The organism is Halovivax cerinus (genome assembly GCF_024498195.1).
Lineage (GTDB): Archaea > Halobacteriota > Halobacteria > Halobacteriales > Natrialbaceae > Halovivax > Halovivax cerinus.
Map to the genome: position 1 here is coordinate 1,204,693 of NZ_CP101824.1, position 16,100 is coordinate 1,220,792.

At 67.2% G+C, this 16,100-nt stretch carries 12 protein-coding genes; 9 read left to right on the forward strand and 3 right to left on the reverse strand.

All coding sequences use genetic code 11. The features are described 5' to 3' along the window. Window positions 1-1,122 precede the first annotated feature (1,122 nt). Window positions 1,123-1,587: a hypothetical protein gene (locus NO366_RS05625; protein ID WP_256533351.1), complete on the reverse strand. Its 465-nt coding sequence runs from the start codon at window positions 1,585-1,587 to the stop codon at window positions 1,123-1,125. 2,482 nt (window positions 1,588-4,069) lie between these two features. Between NO366_RS05625 and NO366_RS05630 the strand changes: the two genes are divergently transcribed. The 9 genes from NO366_RS05630 to cis12 are packed head-to-tail and all read left to right on the forward strand — an operon-like array spanning window position 4,070 to window position 14,698. Beyond that, complete coding sequence (locus tag NO366_RS05630) at window positions 4,070-4,732, forward strand: CIS tube protein (protein ID WP_256533352.1); 663 nt, start codon at window positions 4,070-4,072, stop codon at window positions 4,730-4,732. 11 nt (window positions 4,733-4,743) lie between these two features. After that, window positions 4,744-5,766: a phage late control D family protein gene (locus NO366_RS05635; protein ID WP_256533353.1), complete on the forward strand. Its 1,023-nt coding sequence runs from the start codon at window positions 4,744-4,746 to the stop codon at window positions 5,764-5,766. Beyond that, on the forward strand, window positions 5,763-6,503 hold the full coding sequence (locus tag NO366_RS05640) for a phage baseplate assembly protein V (protein ID WP_256533354.1): 741 nt from the start codon (window positions 5,763-5,765) through the stop codon (window positions 6,501-6,503). The genes NO366_RS05635 and NO366_RS05640 overlap by 4 nt, the downstream gene beginning before the upstream one ends. 10 nt (window positions 6,504-6,513) lie before the next feature. Then, entirely contained in the window at window positions 6,514-6,804 is a 291-nt protein-coding gene (locus NO366_RS05645) for a PAAR domain-containing protein (protein WP_007701622.1), read from the forward strand. A gap of 2 nt (window positions 6,805-6,806) precedes the next feature. Continuing rightward, the gene (locus NO366_RS05650; protein WP_256533355.1) at window positions 6,807-7,205 is read left to right on the forward strand and encodes a GPW/gp25 family protein; all 399 of its coding nucleotides are present in this window, start codon (window positions 6,807-6,809) and stop codon (window positions 7,203-7,205) included. Window positions 7,206-7,211: 6 nt separating this feature from the next. Next, window positions 7,212-10,493 carry a baseplate J/gp47 family protein gene (locus tag NO366_RS05655; RefSeq protein ID WP_256533356.1) on the forward strand — a complete coding sequence of 1,094 codons (3,282 nt, stop codon included), beginning with the start codon at window positions 7,212-7,214 and terminating at the stop codon, window positions 10,491-10,493. Continuing rightward, window positions 10,490-10,639 (forward strand): hypothetical protein, encoded by a 150-nt coding sequence (locus tag NO366_RS05660; protein ID WP_256533357.1) that lies wholly within the window; start codon window positions 10,490-10,492, stop codon window positions 10,637-10,639. Before NO366_RS05655 ends, NO366_RS05660 begins: the two co-directional genes overlap by 4 nt. After that, entirely contained in the window at window positions 10,639-12,594 is a 1,956-nt protein-coding gene (locus NO366_RS05665; protein WP_256533358.1) for a baseplate J/gp47 family protein, read from the forward strand. The genes NO366_RS05660 and NO366_RS05665 overlap by 1 nt, the downstream gene beginning before the upstream one ends. Window position 12,595: 1 nt before the next feature. After that, on the forward strand, window positions 12,596-14,698 hold the full coding sequence (gene cis12 / locus NO366_RS05670) for a CIS12 family contractile injection system protein (RefSeq protein ID WP_256533359.1): 2,103 nt from the start codon (window positions 12,596-12,598) through the stop codon (window positions 14,696-14,698). A gap of 86 nt (window positions 14,699-14,784) precedes the next feature. Here the strand turns inward: cis12 and NO366_RS05675 are convergent, their stop codons facing one another. Next, window positions 14,785-15,444, reverse strand: a complete 660-nt coding sequence (locus NO366_RS05675; RefSeq protein WP_256533360.1) for an RAD55 family ATPase — start codon at window positions 15,442-15,444, stop codon at window positions 14,785-14,787. Continuing rightward, window positions 15,441-16,076 (reverse strand): HalX domain-containing protein, encoded by a 636-nt coding sequence (locus NO366_RS05680; RefSeq protein ID WP_256533361.1) that lies wholly within the window; start codon window positions 16,074-16,076, stop codon window positions 15,441-15,443. Before NO366_RS05680 ends, NO366_RS05675 begins: the two co-directional genes overlap by 4 nt. Window positions 16,077-16,100 lie beyond the last annotated feature (24 nt).

The following is a 16,100-nucleotide window of genomic DNA, read 5'->3' on the forward strand; positions in this document are numbered from 1 at the left end:
CGTCGACTGGTCCGCCGGCGGGAGTTGGATCGACGACGCTGCCGAACGGGACCGGCCGTCGATGGCCGTTCGATCTACGGTCTCCGATCCGCATCGGCCTGTCGACGACGTGGAGGATCTGCTCGACCCGGGATCCGTGGTGCGAGCGACAGGCCTCGATACCGGAGCCCATACGGACCCGGTCGGGCGTCACTCCCGGTTCGGTTCGGTCGTCCCGACTCACACGCAGGGTACAGGACACGACGGGCCGTCGGAGCCGTCGAACGCGATCGGCTCCCCCGACGCCGGTCGGGTTTCTGTTCACCGAAGTCCGACGCGACCCGGCCGCGACACCGCGGTCATCGCCGAGACGAGTCGGGTTCGTCCGCACGCTAGGGCCGGCGTCGAGTCGCCTGCCGGTGACCGTGATACGGATCCGGTGCGGTTCGAGTCGGCCGACACCGCCAGCGGACCGGCTCCATCGCCCGGGTGGACGCCGTCGACGGTCGCCGCTCGTACCGGGTCACCGCGATCGGTCGATTACCCGTCCGCTGACGTTCACCACGGCTCCGAAACGGACGTTCGACGGTCGGCAGCGTCCCGCGCGGCTGTCGTCCGGCACCCGGACGTGTCCGAGTCGATGGACGACACGGGTACCCAGCCCGAACCCGGAATCGGCGGTTCGTCGTCGCACTCGGATCGCGGGCGGTTCGCCGCCCAGTCCGATGGTTCTGACCTGGACGGTCGCGCGCAGCCACGAACGACCGAAGCACGGCCGGCAGCGTATCCCCCTCCTGTGTCACTCACAGCTCCCGGAGCGTCTGCGTCACGCTGGAACCCACACTCGATCGGTTCGTCACACTCCTCACGCTGGCGAGGTGAGCGTCGCCGGCCGGGGCTCGACCACGAACCAGAATTCGCGTCTCGGCCACCGGACGACGGACTGTCGACCGACGTCCTCACGCGCGTGCGCTCGGAACAGACGCCGTCGGGACCGGCCACTCGCCTCGCGCGAGACACGTACCGGCGTGTCGACTCACTCGGCCGTCTCGGGTCACGCGTCGTGTCGCGTCACGACGATCTATCGTCGCCGCCCTGGAGTGCGTCCGCTTCAGAACGCCGTCGCCCGTCGACGGGACTGGATCACATCGACCACGGACACGACGCGCAGCCGATTTCGTTCGACGTGGGCGCACCCGAGGCGACTGATGCACCCGAGGCGACTGATGTAACCGAGGCGACTGATGTAACCGAGGCGACTGATGCACCCGAGGCGACTGCATCACACGAATACTCGTTGCGAACGCCGGCCGACAGGATGCGATCGGCCGACGCGTCGACTTCGATCACACCGATCGACCGGGAAATCGCACACGCCTCGGCGGCGTCTCCCGCCGGATCGATGCTGTCGTCCTCGACGTCCCCCGGCGTGCCGCTTTCGGTGCCGCCGCTCTCTGGTCCGGGCCGAGCGGTGGGTCCCCGTTCGTCGACCCGACCGCTCTCGGAACGGATGCGGCCACCTGCGGGGACCGTCCGTCGAACGTCGGTGCTCGATCCGACGAGTTCCCTCGTCGATGCCGGGAGCCAGGTCTCCCGACGGGAACTCACGAACCGTGGCGGTCGACGGTCCGAACCGTCGTCGAGGACGCTCGAACCGAGCCGGCCCCCGGGTTCCGTGACGGACGAATCGACTCCACGGCCGTCTACAGCGTCGGGTGACGCGACACTCGTCCCGGGACCGACGAACGAACCCGACGACACCGCGCAGGAATCGGGGCGTGTGACCAGGAGTGGGCGGTCACCCGGCGCGGTCGAGGTGGAGCCCGCATCCCCGCCTCCCTCGGTAGCCCGTCCACCACTCGCCGATCCGGCTGACGGCAGTACTGGCCGGGAGGGAACTGCCCCGGCGGGCGAGAGACTGGTGACCCGAGCCGAACCGTCGCGAGTGGGACGAATCGATCGATCGCGTCCGACTGTCGACCGAGGGGCATCCGAGGGTACCGGACGAGCATTGGCCGAAATTGCCGGGCGAGGAGTGGCCGAATCTCCCGGGAGAGAGATGGGTCATCGCCGAGGCGGTGCCGGTCGACGCTCGACGACCCCCGATTCTGGCGACGACGGAGTCCTGTCGGTCTCCGATGGTGCCGACGACGGATCGTCCACCTGGATCGAGGTGGACTCCGGACCGTCTGCTGGAGGCGTGCCCCGGGCGTCGTCGAATCCGGCCCGCCACGTGGAGTCTCCGACGCCGTCGGGGGCGCGACGGCTGCTGGCCGCCGATCGAGTCGACGTCGATTCGACGAACCAGTCGTCGGGTCTGCATCCCGATCTCGGGCTGGCGGACGCCCACCCGCGGACCGGCGGACGAACTGGGCGTGAGACCGACGCGAGCCAATCCAGCCGACCGGAGGGAAGGGTGGCGGTGCGGACACGTCTCGCGCGTCGGCTCACCCCACCCACGGTTCATCGCGGGCCGAACGCCGGAACGCGATCGCTGGCGGCGACGCCCGCGTCGGCGAGTCGGTCGGGCGAGACGACGTACCGATCGTCACCGACGACGAGCGTGAGCGATTCCGCCAGTGCCGTGGTCTCGGAGACGGACGCCGCACGCGCGAGTACGAACGACGTCGCGGCGGCTCACCATCGTCCGGCTGGTCGGCGACGGCACGACGGACGACGCACGGTCGACGTGTCGTCCGTCGACGATGTCGGCGGGATGCGATCGGCTGGGCAGTCCGTCACCGGGCCGGTCGGCGCTCGGTCGGTGGCTCCACCCGACGAGCGGTTGGGTCGGCGCGAGGAACGGGACAGATCCTCGACGGACGCCAGTTCCAGCTCGACGACGCCCAACTCGCGGTCACCGACCGTCGAGTCTGACGACCCGCGTACCAGTGACACAGGGGTCGCTAGCGTCACTGCGTCCGCCGTTCGCACAGGCGAATTCGATACGATACCCGGCCGGTCACGTCGCGGGACGCGTCCGGAACCGACGGTCCTCGGTCGGTTACGACGGGATATCACACGAATCGCCCACCATCAAGATCCTGGAGCGATCGGCGGCATCGACGGTGTGAGGTCCCCGTCCCCGGGTGCCACCGCGAATCGGACGAGGCTGCGTACCGACTCGGGTTCGGGCGGCGTCACCGGCGGTGGCGGTTCCGGGCTGTCCGAACCCAGTGGACCGGTTTCGCCGGTCGATTCGGCGGTCGACGATCCCGACGGTATTCGTCACGATGCCGTCCCCTCTTCTCGGGGTGCTGGCGCCGCCGACCGACAATCGACGGTGAGCACCCGGCCTGATCCAACGGGGCGCGTTCGTTCGGCGTCGACACTGTCGCCACCCGAAGGAGATTCTGGACCCGAGTCGCCGTTCGACACGGACGTCGGGGCATCGACGGAGCCGGAGCGAGAGCGCCCACCGTTCCTGTCGACACCGAAAACAGATAACTATAAAATAACAGACCGAGAACGAATATCTAACGGCGTGTCAGTGAGCAATATGGAATCGGCGTCCCGCGGTCCGACACTCGTCTATCGGCAGTCGTCGGCAGACGCTCCGACGTCGGCCGCGTCGCCGGATCGAAACGCTGCGACACAGACAGCCGGGAGGACCGTTGGTGACGATGTCGCTCCTGGCGTATCGGCACCAGCTGCATCCACGCACCCGGATCGGACAGACGTGAGCCACCACGACCGGCGATTGGCTCCATCACGGACCGGCGCAGCGACTGCCGATCAAGACGCGAGAGCGACGAACAGCGACGGCCGTCGGGCCACGGTTGGATCGGAACGGCGACCCGCTGGGCGGTCCGAAACGGCTCGGTCGCCGGCCGAGGATCTGCCGGACCGACCGTCGGCCCAGACCACGCCTCCGGGAGCGCCGAGGGTCGACGAGTCTGGTTCGCGCCTCCCGGAAACGGCGGGCGGGGAATCGGACTGGCGGCGACACACGCCATCGCGACGTGGTGGCGGTGTCGAACCGATCGACGAGTCCACCCCGTTCGATGCGGACGTCGATCGGGTGGTGGAGCGACTGTACAAAAAACTCGAGCGAAAGCGCCGGATCGAACGCGAACGGAGGGGACTGTAGATGGCACGAAGTGGTACGTTAGAGAAGGCGCAGTTGATGATCGTAAACGGGAAGCAACAGGGAGAGTCGATCGAGTGCTCGTTCAACCCGAACTCCTACACGGTCGAAAAGAGCGTCAACTACGGCGAGATGAAGGCGACAGGATCGGGCGCGTCGATCATGCAGTTCGTCGACGGGAACGCAGAGCGCCTGTCGATGGAGTTGTTCTTCGACACGACGGACGACCTGGACGAGGACGGTGCGACGGTGGACGTCCGCGAGCGCTACACGAAACACATCGACACGCTGCTGTCGGTCGACGGTGAGCTCCACGCACCGCCGGTCTGTCGGTTCGTCTGGGGTGACGGCATCTCGTTTACGGCGCTGCTAGAGCGGGCGAACAAGCAGTTCACGAAGTTCTTACCGAGCGGTGTCCCGATCCGAGCACGCGTGTCCGTCGTCTTCACGGAGTACAAGACGGCCGATTATCACAAGTCGGAGGTCTCGCCCGAGTCGACGGACAAGACGAAAGTCTGGACGGTGACCGAGGGCGATACGCTCTGGCTGATCGCCTCTGAGGAGTACGGCGATCCCTCCCACTGGCGGACGATCGCCGCGAAGAACGACATCGCGAACCCGCGGGCGATAGAGGCGGGTGAGCGACTCGAACTGCCGCCACTGTAACCCATCCGACCATGAGTACGATAGATAACCACCCGCGGTATTCGCCCCGCTTCACCGTCGAGGTCGGCGGTCAGCGGTTCCAGGAGCCGGGCGGACGGATCGCCGATCTCGTCGTCGAGACCTCGTTCGAAGGAGCCGATCGCTTCTCGTTTACCCTCAACTACCCGTTCGACGAGGAGCTAGACGAGTTCGCGGGCCTCTCGTGGGACGATTTCGAGATCGGGACGGACGTCGACATCTCGATGGGGTACGGAAACGACGGGCAACTCACGTCGCTCCTGTCGGGTAAGATCCAGTCGATCTCGGGGGAGTTCACGGTCGACCGCGGCCCCTCCGTGCAGGTGGCCGGGTACGGTCTCCTCTGGGAGACGATGCAGGGGACCCGGTCGGACTCGTGGTCGGAGACGACGATCGGTGATGCCGTCGAGGACGTTCTCTCGTCGTACGCGTTCTCCTCGGTCGAGGTCGAACGCGCCGACATCAAGCGCGAGAAACTCATCCAGGACGGGACGACCGACTACCGGTTCGTCCAGGACCTGGCGCGGACCTACGGCTTCGAGTTCTACGCGACGCGTGAGACGGTCCGGTTCGTTCCGAGATCCACGGCCGTCGACGAGAAACCGGCCGTCGAACTCTGGTACGGCGAGGCCCTGCACGACTTCTTCGGTGAGTGTACTCAGCAGAAACAGGAGTACCAGGTCGAAGTGCGTGCGTGGGACGTCGGGAAGCGCGAGGAGATCACGGCCACGGCGGGCAGTGCGAGCGCGGCGAACAAAGCGGTGTTCAGAGTTCCAGCCATGTCACGCGACGAAGCCAAACGTATCGCGGAGACGAAGCACGGACAGTACTCGGACGGAATCATCAGCGGCCACGGCGAGGCGGACGGGATTCCCGAAATACGGGCCGGAGAGACCATCGAGTTGGCAGAACTCGGATCGCGATTCTCGGGGCGGTATCACGTGACGAAGGCCACCCACCGCATGGGGGCGTCTGGCTATCGGACGACGTTCGAAGCCGCGGAGGTGCCGTCGTGAGCCACTCCGGTGTCTTCGACGGGGAGACCTCCGACGGCGGAATCCAGGGCGTCGTCGTCGGCATCGTCACCGACAACGAGGATCCGAAGGACCTCGGGCGGGTCAAACTCCGTTTCCCCTGGCGCGACGCCGACGACGAGAGTTACTGGGCGCGTGTCGCGACGACGATGACCGGGGACGGCTACGGGTCGTACTTCCTCCCCGACGTCGACGACGAGGTGCTCGTCGCGTTCGAGAACGGTGACATCCACACGCCGTTCGTGGTCGGCTCGCTCTGGAACGGAACGCAGAAACCCCCGCAGACGAACACCGAGGGGAAAAACGAGATCCGCGAGATTCGCTCACGGAGCGACCACGCCATCACCTTCGACGACGCCGACGAGGGCTCGATCACGATCGAGACGAGCGGTGGCCACGAAATCCGTATCGACGATTCGAGCGGGTCGGAGACGGTTTCGATCAGCGACGAGACGGGTGACAACGCCATCACGCTCGATTCGTCTGGCGGTAGTGTCTCCATCGAGGCGGCGAAGGAACTCGACCTGAAAGCGCCCACGATCACGGTCGACGGAACGAAGAAGCTCAAACTCTCCGGCGGCACCGCCGTCGACGTCTCGAGCAAGAACAAGGTCTCGCTCTCGAGTAACGCGCAGGTCGCGATCTCGTCGTCCGGCCTGATGAAGATCGATTCCACGGGTCCGATGACGCTCAAAGGGGCCCTGATCCAACTCAACTGAGGAGATATCAATGAAACCAGCAGCCAGACTCGGCGATCAGACCGCACACGGAACGCCACTGACCGGTACCGCCAGTCCGAACGTCCTGATCGGCAAAAAGCCCGCGTGGCGCGCGCTTGGCGACGTCCACACCTGTCCGCTGACGACGGGTGTCGTCCCCCACGTGGGTGGACCCGTCGTCGCGGGGAGTACGTCCGTCCTGATCAACAAACTCCCCGCCGCCAGGATGGGTGATACGATCGTCGAGAGCGGGCCGCCGAACACGATCGCAGCGGGCTGTCCGAGCGTACTCATCGGCTGACCATGGCTGAGGAATTCCTGGGTTCCGGCTGGCAGTATCCGGTTCGCCCCGACCACCGCGGTGACCTCGCCCTCTCGTCGGGCGACGACGACATACGAGAGGCGATTCGCATCATCCTGGGGACGGCGAAGGGTGAACGCCTCATGCGTCCGGAGTTCGGCTGTGACATTCACGACCACGTCTACTCGTCGGCGTCACCGGCGACGCTGAACCTGATCGAGAACGGGGTTCGCGAGTCGCTGGTCCGGTGGGAACCCCGGATCGACGTCGAATCCGTTACGGCACGGACCGACGACGAGGAACCGAATCGCGTCCTGATCGAGATCGAGTACCGGGTCCGGTCGACGAACAGCCTCGCGAATATGGTGTATCCGTTCCACATCACCGAGGGTGACGGGTGAGCTGGCGTGAGCGGGCCACCACAGTTGGGAGATCGTGATCAGGAGGCGGTGTTCGAAGAACTGATCGAGCGCGCCGACGCCTACACCGAGGGGTGGGATCCACAGACGCCGGACGCGGGCCGCGCCCTCGTACGAATCTTCTCGGGATTCGAGGCCGACCTACGGACGCGCCTGGCAGAGCTGCCGGCGAAACACCGACTCGCGTTCCTCGACGCGCTGGACTTCGATCGGCGGCCGCCGCAGGCGGCGACCGCCCCGCTCTCGTTTCAGGTGTCGACCGATCTCGATCGAAACGTGGCGATACCCGCTGGGACGCAGGCGGTCGCGGAGACGGAACCAGGGTCTCCACAGTTGTTCGAACTTCCGCAGGACGGCGGCTTCGAGGCGACCGGAGCCAGGATCACCGACGTCGTCACCGTCGATCCGTCTGCGGATCGCATCGTCTTCCACGACGACCTGCCCGCAGGTGACGGGCCGGTCAGGCTCTTCGCCGGCGACGACCGGCAGGATCACGCGCTCTACCTGGGTAGCGCCGACGCGCTCACCCTCGACGCCGGGTCGTCGTTCTCGATCGCACTCACCGTCTCGGGCGACGCCGATCGCGTGTTCGACGCCGTCGAGTGGGAGTACTACGGGATCGGTCCTGACGGGTCTGCGGGCTGGCACCTGCTCGACGAATCGACCGAGGGGGATCGCCCGGACGAAGACGTCGGCGTCGAACAGCTCCAGGAGCGGTTGCAGTCGCGGTCGACGACGAACGATCCGGCGACTGCCGACGGCCGACGGAGCGCGAGGGCGTTTACGCTTCCGGGGCCGACCGTCGAACACGCGGTCGACGGTACGACGAGCCGGTGGATTCGATGCCGGCGTCGTCCGTCGTGCCGGTCGGTGTCGGCGACGATCCGCTCGATCGAGATCCACGTCGGTAGCGCCGAGGGACACGAACCCGACCAGTTGCTGGCGAACGACGTGCCGCTCTCCCCGTCGGAGCCGATCCGGCCGTTCGGTCGGATGCCACATCCGCCGGCCACGTTCTACGTCTCTTGCGAGGAGGCGTTTACGAAACCGGGCGGTATCGTCGATCTCGAGTTCGTCACGCCGGATACGACGCAGGAGGACGCGACGGCGTCGAACGAGTCCACCGACGAGGAATCACGGACACAGCAGACGGCCGTCGTCGGCGGTCCGCCGCACCTCTCCTGGGAGTACTGGAACGGCGAGGGCTGGACGCGTCTCGCGTCCGTCGAGGACGAGACGGCGGCGCTGACGACCGGGGGACGTGTCAGTTTCACCGTCCCCGACGACCTCGAACCGACGACCGTCTCCGGGCACGAGAACGTCTGGGTTCGGTGTCGACTCGTCAGCGGTTCGTACGGGCGCCCGCAGTTCTCCGTGACCGACGACGGGGCACGCGGTCAGCCCGTCTCGGAACCGGACGAACCGGTTTTCGACGAACTGACGATTCACTACGATCGCGGCGAGCACCCGTTCGAGACGGTTCGCCGACACGACAACGCTGCCTACAGCGACGACCTCGCGGACCGACCCGGTTCGTATCCCGCATTCTGCGATCTGTCCGACGAGACGCAGACGGTCTACTTCGGGTTCGACGACACCGTCCGAGACGGCCCGCTGACGCTGTTCGTTCCCATCGAAGACGCGACGTACCCGCCGACGTTCGACACGGGCGTCCAGTGGGAGTATTGCACCGACCCTGCGGCCGACGAGTGGGAGTCGCTCGACGTCTCCGACCGGACGGCCGGACTGACCGAGCGCGGGATCGTCACGTTCACGCTGCCGACGCCGACGCGGTCGATGCCTCGGTTTGGCCGTGAACGCCACTGGATCCGGGCCCGCCTCACGAAAGACGAGTTCGATCGTCCGGACGCCTCGACGGCGGCCGAGGCCGGGTCGCTGGTGTTCGACGGTGACGATTCGTCGGGGTCCCGTGACGGTGCCACCGGATCGGCGTCGGGGGCGGACCCGGCGCCGTCGGCGATCGATTCGGCGCCACTGCCGTCCGATTCGGAGCCCTCGGAGGGTGTCCCGGCGGCGTCGATGGATCCCGGTGCAGCGACGTCGACGACGGCGCGAACGGCTCCACCGCCGGTGCTCGACGGACTGCACCTCAACACGCAGTGGGCGTACAACACGACGACGATCGAAAACGAGATTCTGGGATCGAGCGACGGCTCGCACGAACAGTCGTTCGGCTGTTCGCACGCACCCCTCATCGACGTCGAGGTGTGGGTGGACGAGCACTCGGCGCTCTCGGCGGGCGAGCGTCGTCGGTTGCGCCAGACGCGCCCGGAGGACGTCGATCCCGAGTACGACGCGCGCGGCGAGTGCACCGCGTTCTGGGTGCGCTGGGAGTCAGTTTCCGACTTTCTCGCCTCTGGTCCGATGGACCGTCACTACGTGTCGAACCGCACCCTCGGCGTCGTCCAGTTCGGTGACGGCGACGCGGGTGCGATCCCGCCGGCCGGGACGGACAACGTCAGGGCGACGTTTACGACCGGTGGCGGTCGAGACGGGATCGTCGACGCCGGGACCATTACGACGCTCAACAGCGCGATCGCCCTCGTCGAGTCCGTCACGAACCCGATGCCTGCCGACGGTGGCGCGGACACGGAGTCGACCGACTCGCTCGTCGATCGGGCGACTAACCGGCTCAAACACCGGGGGCGTGCCGTCACACCCCGCGATTACGAACAGGTGGCGACGGCGGCGTTTCCGGAACTCGCGGTGGTCGCGTGCGACCCGTCGCTGGACCGCCGGGCGGGTGAGCCTCGCGTGACGGTGCTGATCGTCCCCCAGACCGAGCGCGAGAAACCCGTCCCGTCGATGGCGTTGAAACACCGGGTGCGAGACGTCCTCTGCGAGCGAGCACCGGCCTCCCTCGTCGCCGACGAGGCGGCCGACATCGTCGTTCGGGGCCCGAACTACTGCGAACTCTCGGTCGAGGCCACAGTCCGGGCCACGGCCGTAAAGAGCGTCTCACAGCTGAAGCGAACGGTCGAGGCACGCCTCGACGACTATCTCCACCCGCTTTCGGGTGACGATGGAACCGGCTGGGCGTTCGGTGAACTCCCCGACGCCGCGTCGCTCGCGGAGATCGTAGCCGACGTCGAAGCGGTCGCGGACGTCCTCGCGTTCGACGTCGCGCTCTCCGGACCGGGCACCCGCCGACAGCTCTCGCATCACGACGACGGGCCGTCGTTGCCGCGGGATACGCTTCCGTGTAGCGGCGCCCACGACCTGACCGTCACCGTGGAGGGAGATCCATGACTGCCGTCCAGCTCGATCGGTGCCGAGGCGAGCGCGACGGTTGCGAGCCGCTCGCACCGTCGCCGGTCCCGTACGGACTCGTGTGGACCTGGATCGGGTCGATCGGTCGGGAGCCGCCGGACGGCTCGATGGGGGTGGTCGACTGATGGGGCTCGACGTTCCGACCCTCGACGATCGCACGTACGAGGAACTGCTCGATAGAGCGAAGACGTTGATCCCCGCCTACGAGGCGGACTGGACGGACTTCAATCCGCACGACCCGGGTATCACGATTCTCGAGGTGCTCGCCTGGCTCACGGAGACGCACAGTTACCAGCTCGATCAGGTGACCGACGCTCACCGCGAGAAGTACCTTCGACTGCTCGGCCACGACCGCCGGCTCCAGACGGCTGCCACCGCGCCGCTCTCTATCGATCCACCAGACGATGCCATCGGGACGCGGATTCCCGCAGAGACGCCGTTGTCGGTAACCGACGGCGCCGAGGAGACGTTCCGTTTCGAAACCGACCACGACGTCGTGCTCACGGGCGCGACCGTCGATCACGTCGTCACGGTCGACGCAACGGGCGAGACGGAACACACCGAGGCGAACCGAACGAGCGGGATGTTCTATCGCCCGCTCGGCGACGAGGCCGGCGACGGTGCCTGCCTGTCTCTCGGTTTCGACGGCGATCCCTTCGCGGACGCGCCCGTCCTCACGCTCGGCGTCGACTATCACGACGACGACCTCCCCGATCCCGAACCTGGTGCCTCCCTCGCGACGGGGTCGCAGTTTTCGCCCTCGGTCGCGCTCTCCTGGGCCTATCTGGCCCCCGAGGCGGAGTACTGGGAGTCACTCACGGTGACACGAGACGAGACCGGGGCGCTGTACGGTGGGGGCGTGATCGAACTCGCCCGACGTGAGACGCCCGAACCGGCGACGGTTCAGGGGTCGAGCGTCACCGGGACGGACCCACGGGCCTGGATTCGGTGTCGCGTCGAGACGCCCGGGTACGAGTTCCCGCCGCAGGTCGACGCGGTCCGAACAAACGTCGTCAGTGCCAGTCACCGGGCCCACGTCGTCGACGAAACGCTTCGGCCGGTGACGGTTCCCGGTTCCGGTGGGACCGAGGAGACGCTCGGCCTCGACGGACAGACCTACGCGTTCGGGGCGGAGAACCTGTTCTCTGCGACGGTCCGCGTCGACGGTGAGCGGTTCACCGAGGTGCCGGATTTCGACGCGTCGGGGCCCGACGACCCACACTACGTTCTCGACCGAGAGCGCGGTCGGGTGACGTTCGGCGACGGCCGTGCTGGGCGCGTGCCGCCGGCCGACGCGACAGTCGTCGCGTCGTACGTCCACGGGGGTGGCGAGGCGGGCACCGTCTCGCCGAGTGCGGTCTGGCGGTTCGTCGACCCGGACACGTCTCACTCGTCGGTATCGACTCTCGCGGGGGCCGACGACGTCGTCACCCCGCTCGACGGGGCGTCGGGCGGGGCCGATTCGGAGTCGATCGAGGCCGCGTTGCGTCGTGCGCGGCGCGATCTCAGACGCCCCTACCGTGCGGTGACGGCCGAGGATTTCAGCTCGATCGCCGGGCGGACCCCCGGCGTTCGCGTCGCTCGAACGACGGTACTCGTCGACGATCCGATCCCCGTCGTCGTGGTACCGTTCGCGCCAGCGGACGTGGGGCGGCCGGAACCGAGCGAGGGCTTCCTCCGGGCCGTCCAGTCGCACGTAGACGAGCGGACGCTCCTGACCGATCGCGTGACGGTTCGCGGGCCGCGCTACGTCGGACTCGAGGTGTCGGTGGCCGGCCGGACGCGACCGGGCTTTTCGCCGCGGACCCACGAGACGGCGGTCGCGGACGCGGTCGAATCGGCCGTTCACCCGCTCTCGGGCGGTGCGGGTGACGGCTGGCCGTTCGGCAAGACGCTGTCTGGCGCTCGGCTCGCCGATCGCCTCGCCGATCTGGAGGCGATCGACCGGATCACCGACCTCTCGATCACCGCTCACGGCGGGACGATGGTAGACGAGGAGACCGTCGCGATCGACGACGCGGCGCTGTTCGCCGTCGACTCGGTGCGAGTCGACCTGCGCGGATCGAACGGGGTGTCCTGAGATGGAGTTTTCGTACTCGACGGCGACGAGCGAGGCGGACTGGCGCGAGTGGGTGCGACGGAACGTCGCGATCGTCGACGGCGGACTGTCCCTAGAGCGGACGACGTCGATCCGTGAGTCGGACCTCGGCGTCTCCGTCGTCGACCACGCAGTCGACCCCACGGGCGTCCTCTACACCGTCTCCGAGTCGGGGGCATTGTACCGGTACGATCCGGCGACAGACCTGCACCAGCGGCTGCTCGACGAGTCGGAGAGCTCGCTCGAACGGCCGTGTGCGGCGTGTGCGAGCGACGACCGCGTCTACATCGCCGACGCGAGTGACGGATCGATCGTCACCATGTCGCCGCGGCTGGGGCGCGAACTCGGCCAGTTACCGTGCGAAGCGACCGATCCACGCACACTCGAGTTCGTCGACGGGGTCCTGTACGTCCTGGACGGTGACGACCGGCTGGTTACCGTCGGTGACGAGGAGCCCCCGACCGTCGACTGGTGGTTCCAGTCCCCGATCGACCTCGCGGTTCGGGCCGGCCGGATCTACGTGCTCGACGAGACGAGCGAGGGTGTGACGATTCGAGCGTTCAGAGGCGACGAGGAGCGTCGCGACGGTCCCTACCCGCTCTCGGCCGAGCACTTCACCACGCCGGTGGGGTCGTTCACACCGACGGCGGTCGCCGTCCCGTCGGAGACGCTCGTCGTGGCCGGAACGTTCGACGACGGATCGGGCCACGGACTCTTCGAGTGGGACGGGTCGTCGTTCTCGCTCCGTCACGGTCTCGACCACCAGTGCGTCGACCTCGTCGGCCGACCGACCGACGACCGTGCCCGTCGGGTCTTCTACGCGCTCTGTGGCGACGACCGGACGAGCTACGCCCTTCGGGAGGTGAGCGAGTACGCCCGCCACCCGAAGCGGGATCGCCACGTCGGCGTCGCGATTCACCGGTTCGACGCGGGCCGCGATGCCGTCGAGTGGCATCGACTCGTGCTCGACATCGCTCGGTCCACGGCGAGTACACAGGTCCGGCTTCGCTACGCCGCGATGGACGATCCCTCGATCGGCTCGTTCGAGACCGGCGAGATCGGGACAGGGGGACTGGAGCGGGGGGCGATCGACGCCCTCCGGGAGAGCGGGGTCGAGTCGCTGTGGGACCTGGCGACGGCCGATCCCGCGGCGCTGGCCGCGAGGACCGACCGGTACGACACGACGACGATTCGCACGTGGTGTGAGGCGGCGGGGGAGACGCTCGCCGATCACGCCGACGACCACTGGACGCTCGTCGAGGCGGTCGATCCCACGGATACGCTGTTACGTGACGCGACGGGACGGTACCTGTACGTCGCCGTCGAACTCGTTGGCACGCCGACGGCCGCGCCCCGAATCGACGGCGTGACGGCGTACTGCCCACGCCGGACCTACCTCCGGTACCTGCCCGAGGTCTACCAGGCCGACGACCGGTCGACGGCGTTTCTCGAGCGCTTCCTCTCGGTCTTCGAGACCTCGTTCGTCGACATCGAGACCGAGATCGAGGACGTCTCGCGGTACGTCGATCCCGCTGGCGTGCCGAGCGAGTCGCTCGAGTGGCTCGAAACCTGGCTTGCCGCCGACGAGTACCGGTCGTGGCCGGAGAGCGCCCGGCGCGAGTTCCTCGCACGTGCTCCCGAACTCTACCGGAAACGCGGGACGAAAGCCGGGCTCCGTGCGATCCTCGAACTGTACCTCTCGCACGCGACAGCCGGATCCGACGGCGAGTCGGATACCGCCGACGTCGACCGACGGCTGTTCTTTCTGGAACCTGGCGACCTCGACCCCATCGAGACCGAGGCGGCCCGCGCCGAGTTCGCGTCACTGCTCCCGGGTCGACGGTCGTTCGCGCTGTGTTGCGGTCCGTTCGCGTCGGACGGCGAGCGCGAGGCGGTCGAACACATCGTCGAGACGGAGACGCCGGCGCACGTCACACCCCAGGTCATGCCCATCGAAGACGAGTTCACGCTCGGCGTCGACACCTTCCTCGGCGTCAACAGCGTCCTCCGCCCGCGAGCGTTCGCCATGGGCGACGCCGTCCTCGGTGAGGACACCGTCCTCGGACCGGGGCCGACGGCGGAGTGAGCCGGACAAGGGGAGACGATGGAGAGCGGACCCGGAGCCAGCGAGGCGAACTCTCGCTTCGGACGGCGGATTCCGACCGCAGGTGCCTACTCGATCGCGTTCCAGCCGCTCGATCCCGAACCGAGACCGCGCACGCGACACTCCCGGGTCCCGTCCTCGGTTTCTCTGAGTTCGACGACGCCGTCGAACTGTCCGCGGATCGTGTTGACGGTCGTCTCGTCGTGCGTGTCGTCAGTGAGCGTATAGACCCCGAGGCCGTCCGTTTCGCTCACCCGATTCGTAAACACGTGGAGGAACCTGAAGACGGTCGACTTATCGACGTACTGCAACAGCGTCGAGATGGAGACCAGCCCGTATCGGATGTCGGAGATACCACGGCTGTGAAACCGTTTGAACAGTTTGGCCGTTCCGATGCTGATCCCGGTGAGATCGCCGGGGGAGGAGACCGATTCCGTCATGGCCTCGACCATCGACCCGCCGCCGGTGCCGGAACAGTCGATGACCCCGATGCGGTCACGGCTCACCGAGCCGACGTGTCGGTCGAGGTCCTCGAACACCCTGCGTGCGCTGTCCGTCGTGATGCAGAGGATGCCTTCGTCGACCTCGTACCCGGCCGCTACCAGCTGTAGTGCGACCTGTCGCTTCCCGGAGTGCGACGAGCCGATGACGGCGACGTTCGTCCCGGGACCGAGTTCGTCGATCGTGTCGTCGGGCAGAATGTCGCCGATATCGTATCCGTCAGTCATACATTCTCCTGGTTCTCGTCCCACTCGGATCCGTCTCCGTCTTCCGGTTGGGCGGTCGCGTCGTCCGAGAGGTCTCGAACGGCGCTGACGAAGTCGATCTCGGAGCTCATATCTCCGAGTCCGTCGTCGACCGCCGTCTGTGTGACGTCGATCCGGTCGAGTAGATCCTGATACTCCTCGCTGTCCGCCAGCTCCGCCTCGGACTTTTCGGCCTCCAGGGCACCCCGCCGCGCCATCAGGGAGTGGTACTCCTGAAACTCGTCGTCGACGGACGCTCGATCGAGGAGCGTCTCCACCGTGTCGAGTAGATCGCTTCGCTCCGGTGGTTTGGTGATGTAGGCGTCGAAGCCCATCTCGACGACGTCGAAGTCGGGTTCGACGGCGGTGACCATCGCCACGCGACAGTCGATTCCACGGGCTCGAATCTCCTGTAAGACTTCCTCGCCGGAGCGTTCCGGCATCATGCGATCTAAGAGGACGACGTCGACCGACTCGTCGATCACGTCGAGCGCTTCGGCACCGTCGTGGGCACGGACGATCTCGTAATCGTCTCCGAGCCAGAGTTCGTAACTCTCCGCGACGGCCGGTTCGTCCTCGACGATGGCGACGACCGGGGGGTCTGTGTCGGTCATGGGAGTACCTCACGTTGTGTGGTG